At 45.2% G+C, this 11,124-nt stretch carries 11 protein-coding genes; 4 read left to right on the plus strand and 7 right to left on the minus strand.

The window, feature by feature from the left end; translation table 11 throughout:
• Positions 1-109 precede the first annotated feature (109 nt).
• Entirely contained in the window at positions 110-598 is a 489-nt protein-coding gene (gene purE / locus G517_RS0100595; protein ID WP_028302778.1) for a 5-(carboxyamino)imidazole ribonucleotide mutase, read from the minus strand.
• A gap of 332 nt (positions 599-930) precedes the next feature.
• Positions 931-1,593 (minus strand): carbonic anhydrase, encoded by a 663-nt coding sequence (locus tag G517_RS0100600; RefSeq protein ID WP_028302779.1) that lies wholly within the window; start codon positions 1,591-1,593, stop codon positions 931-933.
• A 249-nt stretch (positions 1,594-1,842) separates the two neighbouring features.
• Here G517_RS0100600 and G517_RS17190 point away from each other — a divergent pair, with 249 nt between their 5' ends.
• Together G517_RS17190 and G517_RS0100610 are read left to right on the plus strand one after the other, a co-directional pair.
• Positions 1,843-2,826 (plus strand): LysR family transcriptional regulator, encoded by a 984-nt coding sequence (locus G517_RS17190; protein WP_051205783.1) that lies wholly within the window; start codon positions 1,843-1,845, stop codon positions 2,824-2,826.
• A 321-nt stretch (positions 2,827-3,147) separates the two neighbouring features.
• Entirely contained in the window at positions 3,148-4,113 is a 966-nt protein-coding gene (locus G517_RS0100610) for a LysR family transcriptional regulator (RefSeq protein ID WP_028302780.1), read from the plus strand.
• On the opposite strand, the gene G517_RS0100615 is transcribed toward G517_RS0100610, so the two are convergent.
• The 3 genes from G517_RS0100615 to G517_RS20830 form a co-directional block, all read right to left on the minus strand.
• On the minus strand, positions 4,106-5,116 hold the full coding sequence (locus G517_RS0100615) for an alpha-L-glutamate ligase-like protein (RefSeq protein ID WP_425413763.1): 1,011 nt from the start codon (positions 5,114-5,116) through the stop codon (positions 4,106-4,108). The genes G517_RS0100610 and G517_RS0100615 overlap by 8 nt on opposite strands.
• A gap of 1 nt (position 5,117) precedes the next feature.
• The gene (locus tag G517_RS0100620; protein WP_211224212.1) at positions 5,118-6,623 is read right to left on the minus strand and encodes an inactive transglutaminase family protein; all 1,506 of its coding nucleotides are present in this window, start codon (positions 6,621-6,623) and stop codon (positions 5,118-5,120) included.
• A 62-nt stretch (positions 6,624-6,685) separates the two neighbouring features.
• Entirely contained in the window at positions 6,686-7,753 is a 1,068-nt protein-coding gene (locus tag G517_RS20830; protein WP_028302783.1) for an ATP-dependent zinc protease family protein, read from the minus strand.
• Between the two features lie 262 nt (positions 7,754-8,015).
• Here G517_RS20830 and G517_RS0100630 point away from each other — a divergent pair, with 262 nt between their 5' ends.
• Positions 8,016-8,939 carry an AraC family transcriptional regulator gene (locus G517_RS0100630; RefSeq protein ID WP_028302784.1) on the plus strand — a complete coding sequence of 308 codons (924 nt, stop codon included), beginning with the start codon at positions 8,016-8,018 and terminating at the stop codon, positions 8,937-8,939.
• Positions 8,940-8,971: 32 nt separating this feature from the next.
• On the opposite strand, the gene G517_RS0100635 is transcribed toward G517_RS0100630, so the two are convergent.
• Positions 8,972-9,574 (minus strand): LysE family translocator, encoded by a 603-nt coding sequence (locus G517_RS0100635; protein WP_028302785.1) that lies wholly within the window; start codon positions 9,572-9,574, stop codon positions 8,972-8,974.
• 158 nt (positions 9,575-9,732) lie between these two features.
• On the minus strand, positions 9,733-10,386 hold the full coding sequence (locus G517_RS0100640; RefSeq protein ID WP_036589974.1) for a LysE family translocator: 654 nt from the start codon (positions 10,384-10,386) through the stop codon (positions 9,733-9,735).
• Between the two features lie 178 nt (positions 10,387-10,564).
• Between G517_RS0100640 and G517_RS0100645 the strand changes: the two genes are divergently transcribed.
• Positions 10,565-11,038, plus strand: a complete 474-nt coding sequence (locus G517_RS0100645; protein WP_028302787.1) for an Lrp/AsnC family transcriptional regulator — start codon at positions 10,565-10,567, stop codon at positions 11,036-11,038.
• Positions 11,039-11,124: the final 86 nt, after the last annotated feature.

Below are 11,124 nucleotides of genomic sequence, written 5' to 3' on the forward strand. Positions count from 1 at the left end.
AATGCTGCAACCCATGCTAGCGCTATAACCGATGCTATACCGCTATGACATGCTTTTAAACGGCTCAGTTTTAAACCCTAAATGTGTTTAAAACAGTGAAAGCCAAGTGCTAATCCGTAATCAATTCAAACGCCACGCTATCCGTTTGCTTTTTACGGAAGGCGATCAGGCGTTCACGTAGGGCTTCATCGTTCATAGCAAGCATTTGTGCCGCCATAAGACCCGCATTGTAAGCGCCAGCTTCACCAATAGCTTGAGTGCAAACGGCAACACCCCGTGGCATCTGTACGATAGAAAGCAGGCTATCCATACCTTTCAGGTAACGACTTGCAACAGGAACGGCAATGACCGGCAAATGAGTTTCGGCTGCGATCATACCTGGCAGATGTGCTGCACCACCAGCACCGGCGATAATCACTTCGGTACCTTCGTCATGGGCGCGCGTTGCAAACTCAACCAATCGTTGTGGGGTTCGATGAGCAGACACAACACCTGCAACATACTCAACACCTAACGCCTCAAGTGGCTTGGTGGCTTCTTGCATGGTGGCCCAGTCAGACTGGGAACCCATTACGATAGTGACTTTGGCAAATTTCATACGGTGGCTCTCCGATTTAATAGCCGATTTAAAACCCATTAAAAATAACAGTACCAACCCTGACCCAATATCGGGTAAGGCAACTGACAAAGAAGCGGGCTGAAAAATTAAGCTGTTTGTCTTAACCAACCTAGACCCAAATAGGGTGAAATGTCTGTTTAATCAATTAAATACGAAATTAACCAACAGGGCTGATTCAGCGAAAAAGAGGCGCACTATTATGCATTAATTTACCAAGAGATAAAAATAGATAATCACGACAAGAGACGTACTAACCTGTCCAAAGGTAAGTTAGTACGCTTAATCTAACAATAACAGGCCTAATGACGACCTTAATCTGTAAATGCACGAATCACATCAGCGTACTGCTCATCAAAATCATGGAACTCGGTATCTTGATAATTACAGCAGCGGACATCCCCTGTTTTAATATTGTAAATCCAACCATGGATATCCACTTTTCCGGTCGCCAGTTTGGCCGCAACAGCTGGGTGAGTACGTATATGCTGCACCTGTTGCAACACATTTTCTTCGATCGCTTCATTCAAGTGCTCATGGCCAACACAGGTGTTATGAGGAATTCCGTGTCGTTCTCGCACAATCTCCATCGCCGACCGACAGTGGCTTAGCCACTCTTTAACGTGGGGTAATCCATCTAGCGCGTTAATATCAAGAGCACCTTTAATCGCACCGCAATCGGTGTGACCACAAATAATAATATGGCGAACACCTAGCACAGCAACGGCGTACTCCACAGAGGCTGTCATACCACCGGTTTCATTACTGTGGGGTGGAATAATATTACCCGCATTACGACAGATAAACAGATCCCCCGGCGATGTACCCGTTAATAAGTTAGGGTCAATACGAGAGTCAGAACAGGTGACAAAAAGCACGTCAGGGTTTTGACCCGACGCCAGAGCACCAAACAAATCTTTATGTTCAGGGTAGACATTTTGGCGAAAATTGAGCAAGCCTTTAATGATTTTATCCACGCAGAGCCATCTCCAAAGTATTGTTATTATCGAGCTATCATCTTGGTTATATATCACGCCAACCAAATGCAAACCGCCCATTGGTTGTTATTTATAAGCATAATTTATACAGACTATTGTCTACTAAAGCTTTAATAGATAAAAATAGATAATATCTAGCTGATACATAGATTTTTATCTATGCTTTAACCTGCAATGCTTATCGCTACCTGTCACGATCAAACCCGATACGCAATAACGGAGCACGTCATGTCTGAGTCACGGCTGCAAGCCCGAGTTGGTACGTTACGCCAGTTAGAAATTCTATTAGCGGTATATCATCACGGCAGCATTAGCGAGGCCGCACGACAGTTGCACCTGACCCAGCCAACCGTGTCAATGCAGCTACGTAAGTTATCCGATGGCATGTCGATGCCCCTGTATTATCAAGTAGGGCGGCAGTTACAGCTAACAGAGGCCGGTCATGCAGCGGTAAAAACGGCGATTGAGGTACAAGGTTGTTTTGAACGCCTTGATATGAAACTGGCAGGCTTACAAGGGCTAACCACAGGTACGTTAAATCTTGCGATTGTAACTACGGCTAAATACTTTATTCCTCACTTGATCGGTGATTTTAGCCGTAAATTCCCCCAAATTGACGGCCGCTTTCACGTGGGTAATCGACAGCAAATTATTAAACGTTTACGCTCCGGCGAAGAAGACTTTTATGTCTTCAGCCATCCGCCAGAAAGCGATGCCCTAGAAATGATGGAGCTGCTTCCCAATCGACTGCAAGCTATAGCTCCTTTAGATCACGTATTAGCCCAAAGAGCAGAGCAAGGTGTTATCCCTTTAATCGAGTTTTGCCAAGCCCCCTTTTTGATGCGAGAAGAAGGCTCCGGCACCCGTCATGCCATAGAGATGCACCTGGCAAAGCAAGGCCTACAGCTTAATATTCGTATGACGATTGAAAGTAACGAGGCGATAAAACATTCGGTGATGTCAGGGCTAGGTGTATCCATTCTATCCGAACATACATTGGCGTTTGGTGAGCGGCAGGGCCTAGCAGTATTAGATGTTGACCACTTACCTATTATCAGCCACTGGTATTTAGCATGGTTAAAGGATAAACCGCTATCGCCAGTTGCTGCCGCCTTTTTAAATTACATCAAGCAATCAGGGCGGGAGCAAATTATGGCAGGCTTGGATCGTCGTAAATTTGAGTTTGAGCAAACAGAGCAAGACAAGGCATGAAGAAAGATTAGAGCGTAAATAAAGATTAGCGCGGGTCGAAGTAAAAGGCTCTTGTCAGTAAGTCGCTAAACCCTAAACCGCAAAGAAACCTGATACTTTGACCGCTGTCTTAAGGGGCCGCCCTAAGATCTGCGGCAAGGTTAACGGCTGATCACGATAAGGTAAAATTGATATTTTTTCGTTTACCTATAACCTATTACTTATAGATAAAATTCGACCAACTAGCCTGACTTAACAGGCTTAACCGATAAATTTAATGGTAATAGGAGTAGATCTAATGGAAACAGGAATAGATCTAATGAAAATAGGAATAGGTGATGCATGCCTCTCTCGGTACACAAACTAACAGGTCGTTTGACCTTTCGTCAGCTCCAGGTTTTTCAAGCCGTTTACGAACAAAGTAGCTACAGCAAAGCCGGGCAACTACTGGGATTGACACAACCCGCAGTCAGTAGCCAAATTAGACAGCTAGAGCAAGCGGTTGACCAACCTTTGTTTGAATATGTTGGACGACGGCTTTTTAGTACAGCGGCTGCCGAGCGTTTATCCGACAGTATTGAACACATTTTTATCGAACTCTCTAACTTGCAATCAGATTTAGGGGCACTAAAGGAAAATGTAGCAGGGGAGCTGCGCCTAGTGGCCGTCAGCACAGCGCAATATATGGTGCCTTACTTGCTGAAGGGCTTTTTAGATCTGCATCCTCAAATCAATGTCAGCGTTAAGGTCGTCAATCGTGCGACAGCGTTACAGCGCTTAAACGATAACAATGATGACCTGATTATTATGGGCATGGTGCCCGTGGATCGTGCGCTGATATCTTTACCTTTCCTAGATAACGAGCTTGTACCTGTCGTGCCAGAGGGTCATCCGTTATTATCCGACCCAAAGTCTAAAGTGACCCCTCAAGCTTTTTTAGACAGCCAACTCTTGGTACGAGAGCCCGGCTCCGGCAGTCGACTGGCATTAGAGCAACATTGCCAACAGCAAAAGCTAAGATTTAAGCCTACGATGGAGTTAGGTTCTAATGACTCGGTTAAACACGGCGTGATAGCAGGGCTTGGCGTAGGCGTTTTACCCAAACTGAGTATTACTGCAGAACTGGAGCTGGGCAAACTGAATATCGTCGATATACAGGGCTTTCCGTTACGCCGTGATTTCTGCGTGGTACATCCTCAGGCAAAACATCCAACCCCAGCGATGCAGGCTTTTTTAGATTACACCCAGCACAATATTGCTCAGTTTGAGGCTCTTTTCTTAAAAAGGTGCTCGCTTGATCTTAGGTAGCAAAGGCCTGCAAGCACCATGCAACACGTTCTTCCGCTGTTGCATGGGCAGCACCCTGCGCCTTCAGGGCTTCAACTTTTTGAAGTCTTGGCAATAGACCACAGCCATTAGCGGTCTGAATGGCAAGACCAGGACGGGCGTTTAACTCTAACACCATGGGGCCTTTGGTTTTATCCAGCACCATATCAGCGCCGATATAACCTAAACCTGTCATCTCCCATGCGCTGGCTGCCAACAATAACAACTGCTGCCAATCGGGAATAACTAAGGTATTTAGGGCGCGGCGGGTATCGGGATGATGGCTAATCGGTTGGTTATGCTGCACAGCCCGAACGGCTTTGCCGGTGGCAATATCCAGACCGACACCAACAGCCCCTTGATGCAAATTTGCTTTACCATCCGAACTTGCCGTGGAGCAACGCATCATCGCCATAATAGGATAGCCCTGAAAAACAATCACACGAATATCAGGTACACCTTCGTAACTAAAATCGACAAAATTATCGTTAAATTCAATCAGATTCTCAACCACGGCCACATCATTCTTGCCGCCTAACGAGAATAAACCGGCAAGGGTATTGGTTATATGGCGCTCAACATCTTGCTGATTAAGCTCAGCCCCTGATGCCTTAAAGTAACGCCCATCTTTGTGGTGAGTGATCACTAAAATACCTTTCCCACCCGACCCTTGAGCGGGCTTAATGACAAAGCCCCCCCAGTCAGAAACCATCTGATGTATTTCAGGCACATGCACTTGGCTGCGAATAACGCCGATAAGCTCAGGAACTGTCGCGCCAGCTCTCTGGGCAATAAACTTGGTTTTAAGCTTGTCATCCACCAGTGGATATTTGCTGCGATCATTGTAGCGACCAATATAACTATGGTTGCGTTTATTCATGCCTAAAATGCCGCGTTGATGCAACTTTTTTGGCCGACAAAAATGGCGACTAAAAGGCATCATAAGCCACTTAACACGGGCGCTAATACTGTGTCCAATACCCATATTAACGGTCTGCCAGAGGTTTAAAACGGCGTAATTCGCTAAGGCGATAACCGGTATAATTCCCTAGCATTAGGATTAGGGCCAAAATCATCAGCTGCAAACCTACAAAGTTAAAAGTGAGGTGACGTACCAGCTCTGAGGTCATAGCAAGATAAACGAGGATAGCAGTCAATAGTGAACCTCCTCCTTGAATAAACACCTCTTTTGCACCTTCTTCTTCCCAGAGAATTGACATACGTTCAATAGTCCATGACAAAATAATCATAGGGAAGAAAGTAATGCTTAATCCCTCAAGTAGCCCAATGCGATAGGCGATAACAGTAAAGACCGAGATAATTAAAATCACCGCGATAATCACAGCAGAGATACGAGCGACCAACAGAAGATTAAGCCGAGATAGGTAGCTGCGAATCATAAGCCCTGTGCCAACAATAAGCAGAAAACCGATAATACCGGTGAGTAACTGCGTTTGAACAAAGGCAACAGCAATCAGTACAGGCATAAACGTGCCAGAGGTTTTAAGGCCAACAATGATACGTAAAAAGACCACCAGTAAAGCACCGACAGGAATCAGCATGATGGTTTTAAACATCGCCTGCTCTTCCACTGGTAAACTGTGAATTGAGAAGTTAAGCAGATCTTCCGCTTCGATTTTCTCTCGGGTCGCTTGCTGAGGTGAAATATCTTGAGCAATCATCGAAAAGCTAATGGCAGACTGGCGGCCTCCGACTACATCAAGCAAACTGTGATAATCGTGGCTCCAGATCAGTAGATTACTGGGTTTACCTTCTGCTCCTGATATCGGATTGAACAATTGCCAACGCAATTTATTAGCATCCCAAACCTGCACCATAGGACGTATAACTTGACGACGGCGACCATCTTCAAGCTTGAGGCTAGCAACGATACGAGCCGGTATTTTTCGCATAGATAGCAAACTAACAATGGCATCTTCTCGATTGATAGAGTTAAGCAATAGCGCTGCATTTTGGTTCTTTGGGTCATTAAGCTGACGAATAATCTCACGGGTTAAGGTCAGATTGCCTGCAGATTGCTTAAAAGCTTCACTCAATAACGCTTGGGCGGCTGTTTGGCGTAGCTCTTCAAAAACATGTGGCGTAGGGATGCGCGGCGGATAAATAGTATATTCGGCATCAGGGTCAACTAAAAAGCGAGCTTTATAGTAGATCAGCTGCTTTCCCTCAGCAGACCGTATTGCCCATTGAGCACTACGCTTACCTTCATTCTCTTGCAAAGCAACACCATAGCCTTGAGAAGATGTGCTCTCGTTGATTAAGATAAAGCCCTGCTGGCTATTAGGCGCGGCCATAGATGCTTTAACAGGGTCACCGGTGGCATCAAATGCAATTCTAGCCTCAACTTCCCATTGTGCTCGGGATTCACCGGGCAACCAAGGCACACCATAAACAGAGTGACGATAAAGACTCAGTGCAAGGCCGATAACAACTAATGCAGCCACGAACAGATAAAAGGGTAGGCGATTGATCATAGAGTTCCGTTGTCGAGTCGATGTTAGGTTAGCAAGAATCTTCTGCACGGCTTAAAAGGTTAGCTTTTATTATCTTCCGCATCCTTATTTTCAGTGTCCTTTCTATTTTTGTCGCCATCCTTTTTTTCGTTCGCACTGGCGCTTTCAACGGTACTTTCTGGAGCTTGATACTTGGTATGAATATAAGATTTTCCCACATCAATTAGAGCAACATCTTTGAAAAACTCACGACCTAAGAGTATCGGATAAGTCATATTCGCTCGATTAGCTAATGTGAATTCTGTTTTTTCCCGTAATCCGCCAACTTGAATCCAAGCTTCAATAACAGGACGGCGCTCAGCTTTATCAGAGGATGCTTGAATGATTCTAACCCAACGAACAACCGGAGCTTCAATCACTTTAATGTTGCTCGCCTTGTCACTATGCAGCTCTGTGCTGCGTTCTGAGTCACCTATAGCATCAATATCGGTCTGATTATTTTCAGGCTCGCCACTTTTTTCTTTCTGGCTTCTTTCTTTCCGGCTACTTTCTTTCCGGCTACTTTCTTCCTCACGACTCTTCTCAAAACCTTTTCCACGACCTGCACTCGCTTTTACACGGGTCTTATCAATAGAAACCCGAGGCGATGAAGCCGATAATTTAAAACGAACCCACTCGTTACCGTTACGTTCAAACAGTTCTTGGTCAACGGCATGTATGGATGAGGTGGTGGCTCCTGAGTCTATGCGGGCTTTAAAGCTTTCCTGTGCGGCATCAAGCCAAACCCACTCTCTACTACCGAGTATCACTTTATCTAAGTTCGTTTGGGCAGGTAATACTGTTTTTGCAGGGGCAACCTTTTTTTCTTTTTTCTGTTTCATCAAGCTAACAATTTTCTTTTGATCGCTTTTCAATTGAGCTAGGCTTTTGTCGGTATCAGCCAATCGATCCTGCAACCATTGAAGCTGCCCTGCTTGCTCGGTATTCTGCGTTTCTAACGTTTGTAAACGCACATGTATATTGGCATCCATGGTCTGAATAGCATTAAGCGTTTGCTTATCTTGATTAAAAGCGCAACCAGACAGCAACCCTGTTAGGGCTATAAGCATCGCAATAGAGTATTTTTGAACGGGCAGAGGTATAAGCAAAAGAGGCTCTCTATAGTCTTAAATCGACAGATAATAGTCTTAAATCGACAAATAATAATCTTGAATCAGCAAATATATGGATTAGTCTACCTGAGATGATTTTACTGGAATAGCCTTATAAAGGTGTATTTTCTTGGTGAAATTTATCAGAGATATTAATTTTATTAGCACAAAAGGTTTATTTATCAGGTATCTATTAGGGTTTTCACGATAAACGACTCTCTTTATGCTAGATCAGCCTTTACCTGTGAGCTTTAAAAACATGCCAATTCCCAGAAACAATCTGCCGGTCTTCTGGCGGGATCCACGTTTTCCTTATCTTGAGCTGCGAGTGATTAAGGATGGCCATAAAGTATGTTATGCGCCCCATAGTCATCGTCAGTGGTCGATGGGGGTCATTTTGGCAGGACAGAGTTACTATCAGGTACAAAAGCTACCAGCAGAAGGCACAGGGACGCACTTCCATCAGATTCAAGCAGGTAGCTTAGTATTTATGAATCCAGATCAAGTCCATGCGTGTAGCGCCATTGATAATCAACCTTGGTCATACGGAATGTTTTATATTGATACGGCTTGGTTAGCAGATCGAGCCTATCAGATGGGTTTGCAGTCTAGTCAAAAATGGCAGGATATCCCGATTAACTTACTGAATCACTCAGGGCTATTTACATCGGTATCAGAGCTTATCTATAAACTACTGGCGACTCGACCAGCACAAATAGATGCCGTATCTAAACAAGATGACATAAACGCACCATCATCAGCGCTTTATTTAACCGCATCAATAGAAAAAAGTTTAAGCGATGTGTTACAGGTATTATTTAATCAGGCCTCAGGCGTGGTTGACGCTTCCCCTATAGCCTCCATCTCCCTCGTTATCGAGCGAGTAGCGGCTTTGGTTGATGATCAACCGCAGGAGTCCTTACCTCTGGAGACCCTAAGCCAACAGGCAGGCGTCACAACAACCCATTTGATACGTGCCTTTAAACGCCATTACGGTTTAACCCCCCATGCTTATCAAGTGAATCGCCGCCTGCAATTAGCGCAACAAGCGTTAAAACAAGGTATGCCTATTGTTGATGCCGCATTAATCGCAGGCTTTGCCGATCAACCCCATTTCCAAAGAGTATTTAAAAAAGTGCTACAGGCGACCCCAAACCGCTATCGCCAAGGGTTGATGTTATAAAGAGCCGATATAAATCATTGTTGCAATATGTACTACCCCAGAATAATCAGCAAACAACTGGCCAGTAACATTAGTGCTAAAACGCGATTAATACCCCGCAAAATGGCAGAGTTATCAACAAAACGACGCAAGAAGGCCCCCACAAAAACCCAGCTGGCCAGAGAAAACCAGCAAACAGGGAGGTAAAGCCCTGCAAAGATTAGCACCTCGGCAATATGCTGCCCGTCGGTGTAAGCTGCGATGCCGGATGCCGATGCCAACCAAGCTTTAGGATTTAGCCATTGCATAATGGCACCAGTCATAAAGCTGGGAGCATAATCTGTACTTTGTTCTGAATCCGCCCCTAACTCGCCATTATCTCGTAGTAAAATCCAACTCAAATAGAGCAGAAATGCGATACCACCCCATTGTAAAATTTGATTTAACGCAGGGAAACGCAGAAGTATCTGGTTCAGCCCCAAGCCTATTGCAATAAACAGTAGTACAAAGCCTAGGGTAGCCCCTGTAACAAACCAAAGCCCTACCGATAAGTGATGGCGCGTGCCACTGGTCAAGCCGACTAGGTTAACCGGCCCAGGGGTAATTGATGCCACCAAGGCAAAAATTGCCATTGATGAAAATGCTGAGAATTCCATACTGCCTCACTTGTGCGTATCTGATATTAGAAGAGCGCCGAGTGTGCGTGATATGGATAGGGCTGTATTGAACGAAATTGCGCCGATGAACCTCCTTTTGCTTATTGAGGTGAACCCCCTCTTGCTTCTTAATATTTTGAGAGGCTCACCCGCCATTATTACAATTCAGACAAGCTTAGGCGAATAGCTCCTGCCACAAAGACGCCGGAGAAGAGTAACTTCTGAACCATCTGTCCTGTGCGGCTGACTTTAACCCGAGAGGCTACCGCGCAGGTACTGGCGGCAACGGCCATATCAAATACGAGTCCTACGAGCACCAAAAGCACCCCTAGATAGAGATACTGTACGATCACTGGGCCTGATTCCGGGTGAATAAACTGAGGCAGCAGCAGCGAACAAAACATCAAAGCCTTAGGGTTTAGTAGATTGGTCAAAAAGCCACGGTGAATAGCCTGACGAGCCTGTTGGCTTTGACCGTGTCCTGAGGTGCTTTTCTGCTCTGAGGCAGCTTCTTGCTGAGAAAGTGATTTTGCCGAAATGATCTTCCAAGCCATAAAGAGCAGATACGCGGCCCCAATCCATTGAATAATCTGCAATAGATCTGGGTGAGTGGCGAGAAGGGCAGCAAGGCCAACACCGGAAAGTAACACATGTAATCCCCGGGCCGAGGACAAGCCGATGGACGTTACCATAGCCTGCTTAAAACCTTTACCAGAGGCGGCAGCCATTACCAACGCCATATCTGGCCCTGGCAACATATAGGCGGCACTGAGGGTGATGATATAAATGGAAAGCTCGGTCAGACTTAGCATGAGATAATCCCTACACTTGGATTCTTGTTTAGTCAAAACGGTTTAGAAAAAGTGGTTCAGAAAAAAGCGATTTAACCGGTTGAGTATTATCTTGCATTCAAGCTGGAATTAGATTGCTATCTCCACTATCTTTTACCATATTTTAGCAAGAATCTTTCATATTGAAATAGAGAATCACATGAATCCTCCAAATACGCGTCTGGATGAAACCGATAAACGGATTTTGCAGTTGTTACTGCAGGATGGGCGTTTGTCGAATGCCAAATTAGCAGAACAGCTACATTTAAGTGAAACACCTTGCTGGCGGCGCTTAAAACGGCTGGAGTCAGAGGGGTATATTGAAGGCTATCAGGCCCGTTTAAATCGGCATAAATTAGGCATGGGCGTGGTTGCTTTTGCCCAAGTAACCTTTGGTGATCATTCAGGACAGGCCCCGATGGCGTTTGAAGAAAAGATGGCCGAGATGCCGGAAATTCTGAGCTGCCATAACGTCTCCGGGGATTGTGACTACATTTTACAGATTGTGGCGGAAGACCTAGAACAATACGGTAATTTTGTCCGTGATCAGCTGCGGATTTTACCGGGAATTACGGCTATTCGCTCTAACTTAGCGTTACGGGAGGTGAAAGCTGGGCAGATGCTACCGGTTTAAGTGAGAGGAAGAGGGAAAGATATCAAAGAAATTTGCTATTTAGTTTATTCAACTGGAAATATGTTTGATTTTGATGCGATGAAATC

The organism is Oceanospirillum maris DSM 6286 (assembly GCF_000422865.1).
GTDB lineage: Bacteria > Pseudomonadota > Gammaproteobacteria > Pseudomonadales > Halomonadaceae > Oceanospirillum > Oceanospirillum maris.

Excerpts from the sequence above, each read along its gene's own strand:
- G517_RS0100645 (WP_028302787.1), top strand. The coding sequence starts at position 10,565 with ATGAATCCTCCAAATACGCGTCTGGATGAAACCGATAAACGGATTTTG.
- G517_RS0100640 (WP_036589974.1), bottom strand. The coding sequence starts at position 10,386 with ATGCTAAGTCTGACCGAGCTTTCCATTTATATCATCACCCTCAGTGCC.
- purE (WP_028302778.1), bottom strand. The coding sequence starts at position 598 with ATGAAATTTGCCAAAGTCACTATCGTAATGGGTTCCCAGTCTGACTGG.
- G517_RS17190 (WP_051205783.1), top strand. The coding sequence starts at position 1,843 with ATGTCTGAGTCACGGCTGCAAGCCCGAGTTGGTACGTTACGCCAGTTA.
- G517_RS0100630 (WP_028302784.1), top strand. The coding sequence starts at position 8,016 with ATGCCAATTCCCAGAAACAATCTGCCGGTCTTCTGGCGGGATCCACGT.
- G517_RS0100635 (WP_028302785.1), bottom strand. The coding sequence starts at position 9,574 with ATGGAATTCTCAGCATTTTCATCAATGGCAATTTTTGCCTTGGTGGCA.
- G517_RS0100615 (WP_425413763.1), bottom strand. The coding sequence starts at position 5,116 with ATGGGTATTGGACACAGTATTAGCGCCCGTGTTAAGTGGCTTATGATG.
- G517_RS0100610 (WP_028302780.1), top strand. The coding sequence starts at position 3,148 with ATGCCTCTCTCGGTACACAAACTAACAGGTCGTTTGACCTTTCGTCAG.